This is a genomic window from Streptomyces canus (genome assembly GCF_030816965.1).
GTDB classification, from domain to species: Bacteria; Actinomycetota; Actinomycetes; order Streptomycetales; family Streptomycetaceae; genus Streptomyces; species Streptomyces canus_E.
Window position 1 is genome coordinate 6,628,098 of record NZ_JAUSYQ010000002.1, and the last position, 13,526, is coordinate 6,641,623.

The window sequence follows — 13,526 nt, forward strand, 5'->3', positions numbered from 1 at the left end:
TCGAGGAGCTCCCGTTGATGCGGCTGGGGGAGTCACCCAGCCGCCGGCGTGACCTGCTCCCCAAGGTGCTGTGGATCGGCGTGTGGCTCGTTTTCCTCAGCTCGCCGGTCACCGACCTCGCCTCCGGCGGCCACACCACCGGTGGCACGGTGGCCGGCTGGCTGGGCCTGGCCGCCTTCGTCGGGATCTACCTGACCCTGGTGTTCCGGAACATGATCAGGTCGGCGCTGCCTCCCCGATGGGTCGGTGCCCTGATCGGCGCCCTCGGCGTCCTCGCGGTCCTGCTGAGCCTCACCCTCGGCCGGCACTGGCTCGGCCTCTTCGTCTACGTCTCGGTCGCCTGCGGCGCCACGCTCCCGCTGCGGGCGGCGTACTGGACGATCCCGCTGACCGCCGGCGCGATGATGCTCGTCGGCCTGCACGTCGGCGAGGACGAGGCGTTCGACCTGCTCCTCCTGGTCCTGCTCATCGGGTTCGCGATGACCGGCGTACGCCAACTCGTGCGGACCACCGTCCAGTTGCGTCAGGCCCGCGCCACGGTCGCCCAACTCGCCGCCAACGAGGAGCGTCTGCGCCTCGCCCGGGACCTGCACGACCTGCTCGGCCACTCCCTGTCCCTCATCACCCTGAAGAGCGAGCTCGCGGGCCGGATGCTCCCCGCCCACCCCGACAAGGCGGCCCAGCAGGTCGCCGACATCGAACAGGTCAGCCGCCAGGCCCTGGTGGACGTCCGCGAGGCGGTCACCGGCTACCGGCGCGCTCGCCTGGCCGCGGAACTCGCGGGCGCCCAGGTCGCGTTGACGGCCGCCGGAGTCACCGCCGCGCTGCCCGCCGAACCCGACCTCACCGGCGTCCCCGAGGAGAGCGAGTCGGCCCTGGCCTGGGCGCTGCGCGAGGCGGTCACCAACGTCGTACGGCACAGCGGCGCCCGCGGCTGCACCGTGGAGCTGCGGCACCGCCAGACCCTCGACGGGCCGAAGATCGAACTCACCGTGGAGGACGACGGCGCGGGCGGCGCGGGCAACGGTCCGGGCAACGGCCTGACCGGTCTCACCGAGCGACTGGAGAAGGCCGGCGGCACCCTGGAGGCCACCGGCACCCGGCACGGCTTCCGCCTGGTCGCCCGGGTGCCCGCCGGTTCCGCGGCCGACGTAGGATCCGCCTCATGACGAGCCGCACGATCAAAGTCCTGCTCGCCGAGGACCAGTCGATGGTCCGCGAGGCCCTGGCCGCCCTGCTCGGCCTGGAGGACGACATCGAGGTCGTGGCCCAAGTGGCCCGCGGCGACGAGGTCCTGGCGGCGGCCCGCGCCCACGACATCGACGTGGCCCTCATGGACATCGAGATGCCGGGCGCGACGGGCATAGAGGCGGCGGCTCAACTCCACAAAGAACTCCCGTCGGTGAAGCTCGTGATCCTCACGACCTTCGGCCGCCCCGGCTATCTCCGCAGCGCGATGGAATCCGGCGCCGACGCCTTCCTCGTCAAGGACGCCCCCGCCTCCCAACTGGCTCAGGCGGTGCGCAAGGTACTGGCGGGGGAGCGGGTCATCGACCCCACCCTGGCGGCAGCGGCGCTGGCAGAGGGCGCGAACCCGCTGACGGACAGAGAACGAGAGGTGCTCAGAGCGGCGGCCGACGGCTCCACGAACGCGGAGTTGGCGCAGACCCTGCACCTGTCCCAGGGCACGGTCCGCAACTACCTCTCCACGGCCATCCAGAAGCTGGCGGTACGGAACAGGGCGGAGGCAGTCCGGATCGCGAGGGAGAAGGGCTGGCTGTAACGCCCTCAGTTCAACATCGCGCGTGCGGCGTGAGCCTGCTGCCGCACGCGCGCCGCCGCCGGCTCGTCGACGGCCGCCACCACCTCGGCGTACGCGTCCAACTCGATGGCTCCCTGTACGAAGTCCCCCCGCTGGACGAGCAACTGGGCCCGCTCGTACCGCAGTCGGGCCGGGTGGGACGGCAACAGCAGCGACAGCTCCACGGCCCACAGGGCCACGTCCGACCGTTCGGGCCTGGCCGCGGCCCAGGCCCGGACGTTGTTCAGGATCCGCTGTACGACGTTCAGCGGATCCGCCGGACTCAGCATCGACGGATCCAGCGGAGTCCCCGTCGCCCCGGCGACCAGCAACTCGGCGTCGCCGCCGCTCAGCACCCGCCCCCCGTCGAACGGATCGGCCAGCACCTGCTCCTCCGGCGGCCCGAACCCGACCACGAAATGCCCCGGCAGCGCCACCCCGTACACCGGAGCCCCCGCCCGCCGGGCCACCTCCATCCACACCACGGACAGCAGGATCGGCAGGCCCCTGCGCCGCCGTAGCACCTCGTGCAGCAGCGAGGACTCCAGCCGCTGGTAGTCGACCGGCGTTCCCCGGAACCCGCATCGGTCGCCCAGCACCTCCCGCAACGACACCGCCCACGACCGCGGGCCCCCGGGCCGGAACGGCAACTGTCCGGCCAGCCGGTCGAGTTCGATCTGGGCCGCGTCGACGCCGGTCTCGTCGAGTGCCCTGTCCGCCTGCGCCCCGACGAGCAGACACAGCGTGGACAGATCCGGCCGCTCGGACCGCGCCTCTTCGGCGAACCGCCTCCGGAGCTCGGCGGAACGTTCGGGCGGGGGCGGAAACGGGGGACGCATAGCTGGCTCGTGCCCTTTCACGGCGATCGCTACTACCGCGCCTCGCCGGAGACGTCCGGCTCGCGGTAGTGGTGGTAGGCGTGGTGCGCGGCGAACCCCATGCCGTCGTAGAGGGCCCGCGCACCGGCGTTGTCCGACTCGACCTGGAGCCACGCGGCCGACGCCCCCTCGTCGAGCGCCCGCCGGGCCAGCGCCGCCATCACGGTGGAGGCCAGCCCCCGTCGCCGTAGCGAAGGATCCACCTCGACCGCGGCGAACCCGGCCCACCGTCCGTCGACGACACACCGCCCGATCGCGGCCGGCGCGTCCTCACCGGGGACGGTGGCGAACCACACCGACGGCCCGCTCTTCAGTACCCGCAGCGCCACCTCGCTCACCCCCTTGCGCTGATAGCGGGCCAGCCAGTCCGCGTCGGCCTCCCGGGACAGCACGACACCCGAGGTCTCCCGGTCGGCGACCGGCGCCAGCGCCCCGGTCCACAACTCCGCCGTCACCTCCCGCGTCCACCCCCGTGCCTCCAGCTCCGCGCACAGCGCCTCCTGGGTGCCCGCGGCGCCGGTCGCGGTCTGTATGTACGCCGGCAGACCACGGCCGCCGTACCACCGTCGTACGGCGGTCAGGGCCTCGTCGAGCGGCAGGCCGGGGTCGCCGAGCGGGAGGACGGAGTTGGCGCGGCGGGTGAACCCGGAGGCGGCACGCAACTCCCACTCGCCCAGCCGCTCGCTCTCCACCGGCCGCCAGCCGCGCGCCGCGATCCGGGCCAGTTCCTCGTACGAGGCGGCCGGGCCCCGGCGGCGGGCCGGCTCGGCGGGCACGACCTTGCCCGCCACCAGCGCGGATTCCGGAATGCGGACGCGCTCGCCGTCCCGGCGCGTGATCATCAGCACACCGTCGTCCCATGATGTGAGAACACCCACCGTGTCGGTGAAGTTCTGCCGCGCGCCGCCGGTTTCGTCCAGGCGCCGCACGGATACCCGTTTGCCCACGTCAGCTGCGGAGATACGGACGACGAGACGCCCCGCGGCGGAGATTTCCACAGGTCAGTTCACCCCTCCTGTTCGGATCATGCCCAAGAACGGAGATACTAGGGGCGGGCATCGACGACGCCGCGCTCCCGCGCGCGAGGCGGCGGAGCCTGAGGAGGCCCGCCAGCGCCCTATGGAGGAGGAACGACAGCGTGACCTACGTCATCGCGCAGCCTTGTGTCGACGTGAAGGACAAGGCCTGCATCGAGGAGTGCCCGGTCGACTGCATCTACGAGGGCTCCCGGTCCTTGTACATCCACCCGGACGAATGCGTCGACTGTGGTGCCTGTGAGCCGGTCTGCCCGGTCGAGGCGATCTTCTACGAGGACGACACTCCGGACGAGTGGAAGGACTACTACAAGGCGAACGTCGAGTTCTTCGACGAGCTCGGCTCGCCCGGCGGCGCCAGCAAGCTGGGTCTGATCGAGCGGGACCACCCGTTCATCGCCGCGCTGCCGCCGCAGGCCTAGTCATCCGCACCGGCGGTCCGCACTTCGTGCCGCCTCGGTCCCGTACGGCCTGATCGCGGCCGTGCGGGGCCGAGGCGTTTGCCGTACGACCCGAAAGTGAGCCCGAAAGCCGTGTCCGCAGTCTCCGACCGTCTTCCCACCTTCCCCTGGGACAAGCTGGAGCCGTACAAGAAGACGGCGGCCGCGCACCCCGGAGGCATCGTCGACCTGTCGGTCGGCACCCCCGTCGACCCGGTCCCCGATCTCGTCCAGAAGGCCCTGATCGACGCGGCGGACTCCCCGGGCTACCCGACGGTCTGGGGCACCCCGGCGCTGCGTGACGCGCTCACCGGCTGGGTCGAGCGGCGCCTGGGCGCCCGCGAGGTCACCCACCGCCACGTCCTGCCGATCGTCGGCTCCAAGGAACTCGTCGCCTGGCTCCCCACCCAGCTGGGCCTCGGCCCCGGCGACCGGGTCGCGTACCCGCGCCTGGCCTACCCGACGTACGAGGTCGGCGCGCGCCTCGCCCGCGCCGATCACGAGGTCTACGACGACCCCACCGAGCTGGACCCGGCGGGCCTGAAGCTCCTGTGGCTCAACTCCCCGTCGAACCCGACCGGCAAGGTGCTGTCGAAGGAGGAGCTGACGAGGATCGTCGCCTGGGCCCGGTCCCACGGCGTCCTGATCTTCTCCGACGAGTGCTACCTGGAGCTCGGCTGGGAGGCCGACCCGGTCTCGGTCCTGCACCCGGATGTCAACGGCGGCTCCTACGACGGCCTCGTGGCCGTGCACTCGCTGTCGAAGCGTTCCAACCTCGCGGGCTACCGCGCGGCCTTCCTGGCGGGCGACCCGGCCGTCCTGGCGCCCCTCCTGGAGATCCGCAAGCACGGCGGCATGATGACCCCCGCGCCGACCCAGGCCGCGGTCGTGGCGGCCCTGGGCGACGACACCCACGTCCACGAACAGCGCGAGCGCTACCTGGCCCGCCGCACCCTGCTGCGCGAGGCACTTCAGTCCCACGGCTTCCGCATCGAGCACAGTGAGGCCAGCCTCTACCTCTGGGCCACGCGGGACGAGTCCTGCTGGTCGACGGTCGCCCACCTGGCCGACCGGGGCATCCTCGTGGCCCCGGGTGACTTCTACGGCGAGGCGGGCGAGAAGTTCGTACGCGTCGCTCTGACGGCGACGGACGAGCGGGTGCGGGCGGCGGTCGAGCGCCTGGCGTAGGTGCAGGCAGACGGCGAAGGGGCCCGGGATGGTGTTCCCGAGCCCCTTCGCCGTCTGCGCGAGGTACTAGCCGAGCGGAAGGTCCTTCACCGGCAGGGTGCCGGCCGTCGGCACGCCGCCCTTGGTGAGGGAGCCGGCCGGCAGGCCGCCCTTCGTCGCGGTGGACGTGGTCTGCCCGACGAGGTCCTCGGCGGAACCGGCGGCCTCGCCCGCCGACTTCTGCGCGACCGGTGCCACCTTCTTCACGGCCTTGCCGGTGGCCGGCACCGCCTTCTCGACCGCCTTGCCACCGGTCTTGGCCGCGGTCCCGGCCAGGTTCTGCGCCGCGCCGTCCACCGTGTTGCCGACGTTCGCCCCGTCCAGAGCGGTCAGCCCACCGACGTTCGGGGCGGCCAGCGGCTGCGCGGGGGCCGCACTGGCGGCGCCGGCCGCACCGACCCCGGCTGCCGCTCCCGCAGCGACGAGCAGCGCGGCACGGGCGATCCTGCGGGTCAGGGGGAGGGACATGTTGCTCCTTCGACGGAGGAAATGTTGCTTGGACGCCGTGATTACCGCTCGAAGCCGACGAAGGTTGCGGAGGGCCAACGTAAAGAGTTGGCAATGCGTCGCATTATCACCTACGGATAAAAACGGGCAAAAGGCTTCCGGTCTGAAAGTCTGCCGAATCGTTGCAGCCCTTTGAGCTCAAGGGTTCTTGCGGATACGGGGGTGACGTGACGAAAACCTGCTCACACCCGCTCCGACGGCGGGTGGATGCGACCCTTCCAGGTGATCTTCCGAACTACCGTGCCGTCACTATCCGCACCGAGCCCGAGCCGCCTTCGCCGGCCGTCGTACGCCACTTGCTGTCCGTGTTCCCGGCCGTCCACTGGCGCCCCGCGTACGAGACGCGCTCGATGCGCAGCGCGGAGGAGTTGGCGACGGCCCAGTGGGCGAGCTGCCAGCCGCGTTCCCTGAGGCTGCGGTCGGAACCCGGGCCGGTGTCCCCCCGTACGGGCAGGGTCACGGTGCGCCCGTCGCCCGGGGTGGGGGCCGGGCTCGGCGAGGCCTTGCCGCCCACCTCCGCGGCGGTCGTCTCCAGCGCGTCCCGCCCGAAGTCCCGCACAAGAGCAGACCGCACCGCGTCCGGGCCCGTGGCGGTGGCCTGGGCGGCCTGTGTGAAGTCCTGGCGCCCGTCACAGGTCAGGGTGGCCGCGGACGTGCCGGTCAGGGCGGCGGCGAGCACTGTGGCGTCCGGCTCGTGCTTGGCGTACGCCTCCGGATAGCCGCTGCGCTGCACGCGCTGGGCGGCGACGGTCAGCGGGAGGTCCTGGTAGCCCCGCACCTTGACCAGGTGCTTGTAGAACTCGCCCGCCGCGTACGTCGGGTCCAGGATCTCCCGCGGGGTGCCCCAGCCCTGTGAGGGCCGCTGCTGGAACAGCCCGAGCGAGTCGCGGTCGCCGTGCTGGATGTTGCGCAGCCCCGACTCCTGGAGCGCGGTGGCGAGTGCGATCGCCACGGCCCGCTCCGGCAGCCCGCGCCCGGTGCCGACGGCGGTGATCGTCGCCGCGTTCACCGCCTGCTCGGGCGTGAACTCGTACGACGCTCCGCCCGCCCTGCCCGAGGCCACTCTGCAGGTCGGCCCGTCGGTGCCTCCGGTGAGGTACTGCACCACGAGGTAACCGGCGACCGCGCACAGGACCACGAGGGCCGCCATGAAGCGGAGGAGGCGGCCACGGCGCTTGCGGGTAGGGGGCAACGGCTCTGGCATCCGGACAAGATAGCTGGAGAGTACCGAGACGTCCGGGCCGGATGTGGACAGTGGGCGCGGACAGCGGGGCGTTAGGGTCGGGAGCATGGCCGACACCCCTCTTGACCTTTCGCTGGACGCAGCTCAGCTCACGGCGCAGCTCGTCGACTTCCCCTCCGAGAGCGGCACCGAGAAGCCTCTGGCGGACGCGATCGAGACCGCCCTGCGCGCCCTGCCGCACCTGACGGTCGACCGCCACGGCAACAACGTCGTCGCCCGCACGAACCTCGGCCGTCCGGAACGCGTCATCCTCGCCGGCCACATCGACACGGTCCCCATCGCGGGCAACGTCCCCTCCCGGCTCGACGACGAGGGCTACCTGTGGGGTTGCGGCACCTGCGACATGAAGTCCGGGGTCGCGGTCCAGCTGCGGATCGCGGCGACGGTCACCGAGCCCAACCGCGACCTCACCTTCATCTTCTACGACAACGAAGAGGTCGCGGCACACCTCAACGGCCTGGGACATGTGGCTGAGGCCCACCCGGAGTGGCTGGAGGGCGACTTCGCGGTTCTCCTGGAGCCGACGGACAACCAGGTCGAGGGCGGCTGCCAGGGAACTCTGCGGGTGCTGCTGACGTTCAAGGGAGAGCGTGCGCACTCAGCGCGCGCGTGGATGGGCTCCAACGCGATCCACAAGGCCGCGCCCGCCCTCGCGAAGCTGGCGGCCTACGAGCCGCGCAAGCCGGTGGTGGACGGGCTCGAGTTCCACGAGGGTCTCAACGCGGTGCGGGTGGAGGGCGGTGTGGCCACGAACGTCATCCCCGACTCCTGCACGCTGACGGTCAACTTCCGTTACGCCCCGGACCGCAGCGAGGCCGAGGCGGAGGCCTTCGTGCGGGACTTCTTCGCGGACTGCGGGGTCGACGAGTTCACCGTCGACGACCACACCGGCGGCGCCCGTCCGGGTCTCACCCACCCCGTCGCCCAGGCGTTCATGGCGGCGGTCGGGGGCGTCGCCCGCCCCAAGTTCGGCTGGACGGACGTGTCCCGCTTCAGCGCGCTCGGCGTGCCCGCGGTGAACTACAGCCCCGGTCAGCCGCTGCTCGCGCACAAGGTGGACGAGCGGGTGAAGGTGTCGCTGATCCCGGAGGCGGAGGAGAAGCTGAGGGGATGGCTGACGTCGTAGGAGACGCGTCTCGCCGGGTTCCGCCCGGTGGCGCTTCATGGCGGACACGCGTACGTCCCCCCTCCGTAACCCGCGTAGATCTACGCTGAGATGGAAAGACCAGGCAAGCGGAGGGAGCGCACATGGCTACCGGGAACCCCGAGGGCAAGAAGCAGCCGCCGGAGGAGCAGCGCCTGGGACCTGTCCTCCGCAGGCGGGGACAGGTCACGGCGAGCACGACCGACCAGCGCCTGCTGGACGCCGGCGGTCCCTCGGACTGGGTCCACACCGACCCCTGGCGCGTTCTGCGCATCCAGTCGGAGTTCATCGAGGGCTTCGGCACGCTCGCCGAACTCCCGCCCGCCATCAGCGTGTTCGGCTCCGCGCGCACGCCTGCGGACTCTCCGGAGTACGAGGCGGGCGTGCGGCTCGGCCGGGGCCTGGTGGAGGCCGGCTTCGCCGTCATCACCGGCGGCGGCCCCGGCGCCATGGAGGCGGCCAACAAGGGTGCCTGCGAGGCGGACGGCACCTCCGTCGGCCTCGGCATCGAGCTCCCGTTCGAGCAGGGGCTCAACCCCTACGTCGACATCGGCCTCAACTTCCGCTACTTCTTCGTCCGCAAGATGATGTTCGTGAAGTACGCGCAGGGTTTCGTGGTCCTGCCGGGCGGACTCGGCACCCTGGACGAGCTGTTCGAGGCGTTGACGCTGGTCCAGACCCAGAAGGTCACCCGCTTCCCGATCGTGCTCTTCGGCAGCGAGTACTGGGGCGGACTGGTCGACTGGCTCAAGAACACCCTGATCGCCCAGGGCAAGGCGTCGGAGAAGGACCTGCTGCTGTTCCACGTGACGGACGACGTGGACGAGGCGGTGGCATTGGTGTCCAAGGAGGCGGGCCGGTAGCCCCTGTGGGCCCGGAACACGGGAGGGGCTGGAAAATCAGCCCCTCCGGCATGTGAGGAGCAGAGGCCGAGAGGCGGCGGGTGAGGAAGAACCCCTACGCCAGCCCTCGACGCGCGACCGCCGGAGGCCGATGCCCCGCGATCGACGCCACCATGTCCAGCACCTGCCGGGTCTCGGCGACCTCGTGCACCCGGTACACCTGCGCCCCGAGCCACGCCGACACCGCGGTGGTCGCCAGCGTGCCCACCACCCGCTCCTTCACCGGCTTGTCCAGGGTCTCGCCCACGAAGTCCTTGTTGGACAGGGACACCAGCACGGGCCACCCCGTCCCGACCATCTCCCCGAGGCGACGGGTCGCCTCGAGACTGTGCCGCGTGTTCTTCCCGAAATCGTGCCCGGGATCGATCAGCACGGACTCCCGGGGCACTCCCAGATCCACCGCCCGCTCGGCGAGCCCCACGGTCACCCGCAGAATGTCGGCCATGACGTCGTCGTACGTCACCCGGTGCGGCCGCGTACGCGGCTCGGCGCCCCCCGCGTGCGTGCACACCAGCCCCACCCGGTACCGCGCCGCGACCTCGGCGAGCCCCGGATCGACCCCGCCCCACGCGTCGTTGAGCAGATCCGCCCCCGCCTCGCACACGGCCTCACCGACGGACGCCCGCCAGGTGTCGACGCTGATGATCACGTCGGGGAACCGCCGCCGCACCTCCGCCACGAAGCCGACGGTCCGCCGCGCCTCCTCCGTCGCGGACACCTCTTCCCCGGGCCCGGCCTTGACCCCGCCGACGTCGATGATGGCGGCCCCTTCGGCCACCGCCTGCTCCACGCGCGCGAGGGCGGGCTCGTCGAGGAACGTGGCTCCCTGGTCGTAGAAGGAGTCGGGGGTCCGGTTCACGATCGCCATGATCACCGGCTCGTGCGCGTCGAATTCACGCCTGCCCAGCCTGAGCATCGCCTGTGACCTCACTTCGTGCGTCTGTGTGTTCGGAGTCTGCGGCCGCCTGCGACCCTAACTATCAGACTCGCATGGCACGATCGGACCCTGACACATTCGACGCCGGCGGCCGGCCGCCGGCAGGGACCATGGGGACCTCAGCGATGGTTATGTTCTTGTTCCTGGTCATCGCGCTCGCGGTCGTGGTCGCCGCGGTGACGCTCGCCGTGGTGGGCGGCGGCGAGAGCGACGGCCCGCTGCCGGACGTCACCCCCGAGCGGCTCCAGGACCCGCTGCCGCCGGACCGACCGGTGAACCGCGCGGACATCGACAGCCTGCGCTTCCCACTGACCGCCCGCGGCTACCGCATGGCGGACGTCGACGACGCGCTCAGCCGCCTCGGCGCGGAGCTCGCCGAGCGGGACGCGCGGATCGCCGACCTGGAATCCGCGCTGGCCGGCGCCCGGGCCGCGGCCCACGTCTCCATGGAGAAGCCGGAGCACGGCCACGGGGAGCAGCGGTGAGCGACGGCGCTGCCCTGGCCGGACCGGACGGCGCGCCGCGCTGCCCCTGGGCCCTGTCCACGCCGGACTACGTGACCTACCACGACGACGAGTGGGGGCGTCCGGTCCACGGCGACGACGCCCTGTACGAACGCCTCAGCCTGGAGGCCTTCCAGTCCGGCCTGTCCTGGATCACGATCCTGCGCCGCCGCGAGGGCTTCCGCGCCGCCTTCGCGGGCTTCGAGATCGCCAAGGTGGCCGCGTTCGGCGAGGCCGACCGCGACCGCCTGCTGCTCGACCCGGGAATCATCCGCAACCGCGCCAAGATCGACGCGACGATGGCCAACGCGCGCGTGCTGGCCGAATGGGCCCCGGGCGAGCTGGACGAGCTGATCTGGTCCCACGTGCCGGCTTCTCATGCGGTCCCCAAGACCCTGGGAGACGTCCCGGCGGTCACTCCCGAGTCGACAGCCCTGTCGAAGGCGTTGAAGAAGCGCGGCCTGCGCTTCGTGGGGCCGACGACGGCGTACGCACTGATGCAGGCCTGCGGCCTGGTCGACGATCACCTGGAGTCCTGCGTGGCGAGACGCCTTTAGGGGCCCTCCCGGCGACGGCGGGTCACCGCCCCAGATACTCCGGCGTCTCCTTGTTCACGAACGCCCGCACGGCGATCGCGTGGTCCTCGGACGCCCCGGCCCGCCCCTGTAGCTCGTCCTCCTTCTCCAGCGTCTCCGCCAGAGAGTGCGACAGCGCGTACGCGAGCGACTCCTTGATCGCCCCGTACGCCACCGTCGGCCCGGAGGCCAACGCCCGCGCCACCTTCTCCGCCTCCGCGGGCAGCTCGGTCGACGGCACGAGACGGTTCACGATGCCCAGCTCGTACGCGTCCTGCGCCGAGACGGTCCGGGGAAAGAGCAGCAGGTCCGCGGCCCTGCCCGGCCCGACCACCCGCGGCAGCGTCCACGAGATGCCGGAGTCCGCGGTCAGCGCGACTCCCGCGAAGGACGTGTTGAAGGCGGCGGTGTCCGCCACCACCCGGTAGTCCGCGGCCAGCGCGAGCCCGAAGCCGGCCCCGGCCGCGACCCCGTTCACCCCGGCGACCACGGGCTTGCGCATCTCCGTCAGTGCCCGCACCACGGGGTTGTAGTGCTCCTTGACCGTACTCATCACGACGTCGGACCCCTGCATCAGCAGCCCGATGTGCTCCTTGAGGTCCTGCCCCACGCAGAACGCCCGCTCCCCGGCGGCGGTGAGCAGCACGGCCCGTACGGCATCGTCCGAGGCCGCCGACTCCACGGCCTCCCGCAGGGCGACCTTCGTGGCGACGTTCAGCGCGTTCATCGCCTCCGGCCGGTTCAGCGTGATCGTCGCGAGCCCGTCGTGCACCTCGTAGAGCACGGTGTCGGCCATGGCGTATCCCCTCCGGTGTGTCCGCTGCATCCGATGTCCGAGGGACAGCATGGCGGAGATCGCCGTCCGAGGGCCGGACCGGACGTGTGACCTGCGTCAAAGAATTCCGGAGCGCTCACGGCCGGTCGGCATCGGCGCGGCGGCGGAGTATCGCAGCCACATCGCCGAATTGAGTGGTTTTGCTCGCGCGCGTTGCCCAAGCGATGCCGACTGATGTTGGTCATCGGGTCCTGAGATGCGGGATAATGGCCTGGAAGCAATGTGTTCGATGCCGGTGGCGCGTGTCCCATTTTGACGCGCGTGCCCTCCCAGGGCTGTCGGCTTTGACGATGAGCTGGTTTCAGGAAGGGGAACGAGCATGGCGGCCATGAAGCCGCGGACGGGCGATGGCCCGCTCGAGGTGACCAAGGAGGGGCGGGGCATCGTCATGCGCGTTCCGCTCGAAGGCGGCGGTCGGCTCGTCGTCGAGCTGACCCCTGACGAGGCCGACGCCCTGGGCGACGCCCTCAAGAAGGTCGTCGGCTGAGCGGAAGCGACCATACCCTTTCGGCTGCCCCGGCATCTCATGAGGTGCCGGGGCAGCGCTTTGCCCGGGCTTTTACACGAATGGCCGTACGGCCCTCACCGGCTCAGCGCTTGACCGCGCACAGCAGTCCGTCACCCACCGGCAGCAGTGACGGCATCAGGTCCTGGCTCTCGCGTACGGTCCGCAGCAGCTCCCTGAGGCGCAGCACCTCCGTGGGCTGCGGTCCCGAATCCATCGTGCGGCCGTTGGCGAAGACGCCCTCGAAGACGACCAGTCCCCCCGGACGCAGCAGGCGCAACGATTCAGCGAGATAGTCCATGACCTCCTGCCGGTCTCCGTCGCAGAAGACGAGGTCGTAGCCGGCGTCGGCGAGGCGGGGCAGGACGTCCAGCGCGCGGCCCGGGATGAAGCGGGCCCGGTTGCTGGCGAAGCCACAGGCGCGGAAGGCCTGGCGGGCGAACTGCTGGTGCTCCGGCTCGGGGTCGACGGTGGTCAGCACCCCGTCCGGGCGCATGCCGTGCAGCAGATGGATGCCGGAGACACCGGTGCCGGTGCCGATCTCGGCGACGGCCTTGGCGTCCACGGAGGCGGCCAGCAACCGCAGCGCCGCGCCCGTGCCGGGCGACACCGAGCGCAGCCCCGCGTCACGGGCCCGGTCGCGGGCCCAGCGCAGGGTTTCGTCCTCGGCGACATAGGCGTCGGCGAACGCCCAGCTCGTCTGCCGGTTGCCGGTAATGAGCCTCTCCTTGCCCCGTGGTTGCCTGGGCGTGACTGTATCCGTTGCCGTCGGGAACCCGCAGATGGGACCGGGCGTTTAGAGGGGTGGAGACGCACCCGGGGGGACACAGTTGGATCACGATGCCGAGCAGGCCCTCGAGCAACTGCTGACGCAGGGGACCGAGTGGTATCAGCCCAGATCAAATTCTCGTAAAACCGCTTATCCGGAGCTAACGGGCGAGGTGGCTATGGTAGGGGCTCCACTGGAGACAACCAGAGCCGACAGGGGAGGTGCG

The 13,526-nt window shown here is 71.3% G+C and carries 16 protein-coding genes; 9 read left to right on the plus strand and 7 right to left on the minus strand.

Going from position 1 to position 13,526, the window contains the following annotated elements; genetic code table 11:
• The first annotated feature begins 17 nt into the window (after positions 1-17).
• A complete protein-coding gene (locus tag QF027_RS31575) occupies positions 18-1,169 on the plus strand; it encodes a sensor histidine kinase (RefSeq protein ID WP_373432513.1) in 1,152 nt (383 codons plus the stop codon).
• Positions 1,166-1,783 (plus strand): response regulator transcription factor, encoded by a 618-nt coding sequence (locus tag QF027_RS31580; protein ID WP_306976755.1) that lies wholly within the window; start codon positions 1,166-1,168, stop codon positions 1,781-1,783. The genes QF027_RS31575 and QF027_RS31580 overlap by 4 nt, the downstream gene beginning before the upstream one ends.
• Before the next feature lie 5 nt (positions 1,784-1,788).
• Here QF027_RS31580 and QF027_RS31585 read toward each other — a convergent pair whose 3' ends face one another.
• Both QF027_RS31585 and QF027_RS31590 read right to left on the minus strand, forming a co-directional pair.
• The gene (locus QF027_RS31585) at positions 1,789-2,640 is read right to left on the minus strand and encodes a transglutaminase-like domain-containing protein (protein WP_307078519.1); all 852 of its coding nucleotides are present in this window, start codon (positions 2,638-2,640) and stop codon (positions 1,789-1,791) included.
• Positions 2,641-2,672: 32 nt separating this feature from the next.
• Entirely contained in the window at positions 2,673-3,677 is a 1,005-nt protein-coding gene (locus tag QF027_RS31590) for a GNAT family N-acetyltransferase (RefSeq protein ID WP_307078521.1), read from the minus strand.
• Between the two features lie 140 nt (positions 3,678-3,817).
• Here QF027_RS31590 and fdxA point away from each other — a divergent pair, with 140 nt between their 5' ends.
• Both fdxA and QF027_RS31600 read left to right on the plus strand, forming a co-directional pair.
• Complete coding sequence (fdxA, locus tag QF027_RS31595; RefSeq protein WP_007384503.1) at positions 3,818-4,135, plus strand: ferredoxin; 318 nt, start codon at positions 3,818-3,820, stop codon at positions 4,133-4,135.
• Between the two features lie 111 nt (positions 4,136-4,246).
• A complete protein-coding gene (locus QF027_RS31600; RefSeq protein ID WP_306976746.1) occupies positions 4,247-5,341 on the plus strand; it encodes a bifunctional succinyldiaminopimelate transaminase/glutamate-prephenate aminotransferase in 1,095 nt (364 codons plus the stop codon).
• 66 nt (positions 5,342-5,407) lie between these two features.
• Here the strand turns inward: QF027_RS31600 and QF027_RS31605 are convergent, their stop codons facing one another.
• Both QF027_RS31605 and QF027_RS31610 read right to left on the minus strand, forming a co-directional pair.
• A complete protein-coding gene (locus QF027_RS31605) occupies positions 5,408-5,848 on the minus strand; it encodes an ATP-binding protein (RefSeq protein WP_307078523.1) in 441 nt (146 codons plus the stop codon).
• Positions 5,849-6,122: 274 nt separating this feature from the next.
• Positions 6,123-7,091, minus strand: coding sequence for a heavy metal transporter (locus QF027_RS31610; RefSeq protein WP_307078525.1), 969 nt, complete (start codon positions 7,089-7,091; stop codon positions 6,123-6,125).
• Positions 7,092-7,176: 85 nt separating this feature from the next.
• Here QF027_RS31610 and dapE point away from each other — a divergent pair, with 85 nt between their 5' ends.
• Positions 7,177-8,256, plus strand: coding sequence for a succinyl-diaminopimelate desuccinylase (gene dapE, locus QF027_RS31615; protein ID WP_307078527.1), 1,080 nt, complete (start codon positions 7,177-7,179; stop codon positions 8,254-8,256).
• A 122-nt stretch (positions 8,257-8,378) separates the two neighbouring features.
• Positions 8,379-9,137 carry an LOG family protein gene (locus tag QF027_RS31620; protein ID WP_306976737.1) on the plus strand — a complete coding sequence of 253 codons (759 nt, stop codon included), beginning with the start codon at positions 8,379-8,381 and terminating at the stop codon, positions 9,135-9,137.
• 94 nt (positions 9,138-9,231) lie between these two features.
• On the opposite strand, the gene folP is transcribed toward QF027_RS31620, so the two are convergent.
• A complete protein-coding gene (gene folP, locus QF027_RS31625) occupies positions 9,232-10,092 on the minus strand; it encodes a dihydropteroate synthase (protein WP_307078529.1) in 861 nt (286 codons plus the stop codon).
• A 146-nt stretch (positions 10,093-10,238) separates the two neighbouring features.
• Between folP and QF027_RS31630 the strand changes: the two genes are divergently transcribed.
• Both QF027_RS31630 and QF027_RS31635 read left to right on the plus strand, forming a co-directional pair.
• The gene (locus QF027_RS31630; RefSeq protein ID WP_079077092.1) at positions 10,239-10,598 is read left to right on the plus strand and encodes a DivIVA domain-containing protein; all 360 of its coding nucleotides are present in this window, start codon (positions 10,239-10,241) and stop codon (positions 10,596-10,598) included.
• Entirely contained in the window at positions 10,595-11,173 is a 579-nt protein-coding gene (locus QF027_RS31635; protein WP_306976733.1) for a DNA-3-methyladenine glycosylase I, read from the plus strand. The genes QF027_RS31630 and QF027_RS31635 overlap by 4 nt, the downstream gene beginning before the upstream one ends.
• Positions 11,174-11,195: 22 nt before the next feature.
• Here QF027_RS31635 and QF027_RS31640 read toward each other — a convergent pair whose 3' ends face one another.
• A complete protein-coding gene (locus QF027_RS31640; protein WP_266559842.1) occupies positions 11,196-11,987 on the minus strand; it encodes an enoyl-CoA hydratase/isomerase family protein in 792 nt (263 codons plus the stop codon).
• Between the two features lie 358 nt (positions 11,988-12,345).
• On the opposite strand from QF027_RS31640, the gene QF027_RS31645 reads away from it, so the two are divergent.
• Positions 12,346-12,513 carry a DUF3117 domain-containing protein gene (locus tag QF027_RS31645; RefSeq protein WP_003966491.1) on the plus strand — a complete coding sequence of 56 codons (168 nt, stop codon included), beginning with the start codon at positions 12,346-12,348 and terminating at the stop codon, positions 12,511-12,513.
• A 103-nt stretch (positions 12,514-12,616) separates the two neighbouring features.
• On the opposite strand, the gene QF027_RS31650 is transcribed toward QF027_RS31645, so the two are convergent.
• Positions 12,617-13,315, minus strand: a complete 699-nt coding sequence (locus QF027_RS31650; RefSeq protein WP_306986544.1) for an O-methyltransferase — start codon at positions 13,313-13,315, stop codon at positions 12,617-12,619.
• Positions 13,316-13,526 lie beyond the last annotated feature (211 nt).

Excerpts from the sequence above, each read along its gene's own strand:
- QF027_RS31575 (WP_373432513.1), top strand. The coding sequence starts at position 18 with ATGCGGCTGGGGGAGTCACCCAGCCGCCGGCGTGACCTGCTCCCCAAG.
- QF027_RS31580 (WP_306976755.1), top strand. The coding sequence starts at position 1,166 with ATGACGAGCCGCACGATCAAAGTCCTGCTCGCCGAGGACCAGTCGATG.
- QF027_RS31585 (WP_307078519.1), bottom strand. The coding sequence starts at position 2,640 with ATGCGTCCCCCGTTTCCGCCCCCGCCCGAACGTTCCGCCGAGCTCCGG.
- QF027_RS31605 (WP_307078523.1), bottom strand. The coding sequence starts at position 5,848 with ATGTCCCTCCCCCTGACCCGCAGGATCGCCCGTGCCGCGCTGCTCGTC.
- QF027_RS31610 (WP_307078525.1), bottom strand. The coding sequence starts at position 7,091 with ATGCCAGAGCCGTTGCCCCCTACCCGCAAGCGCCGTGGCCGCCTCCTC.
- dapE (WP_307078527.1), top strand. The coding sequence starts at position 7,177 with ATGGCCGACACCCCTCTTGACCTTTCGCTGGACGCAGCTCAGCTCACG.
- QF027_RS31620 (WP_306976737.1), top strand. The coding sequence starts at position 8,379 with ATGGCTACCGGGAACCCCGAGGGCAAGAAGCAGCCGCCGGAGGAGCAG.
- folP (WP_307078529.1), bottom strand. The coding sequence starts at position 10,092 with ATGCTCAGGCTGGGCAGGCGTGAATTCGACGCGCACGAGCCGGTGATC.
- QF027_RS31630 (WP_079077092.1), top strand. The coding sequence starts at position 10,239 with ATGGTTATGTTCTTGTTCCTGGTCATCGCGCTCGCGGTCGTGGTCGCC.
- QF027_RS31640 (WP_266559842.1), bottom strand. The coding sequence starts at position 11,987 with ATGGCCGACACCGTGCTCTACGAGGTGCACGACGGGCTCGCGACGATC.
- QF027_RS31645 (WP_003966491.1), top strand. The coding sequence starts at position 12,346 with ATGGCGGCCATGAAGCCGCGGACGGGCGATGGCCCGCTCGAGGTGACC.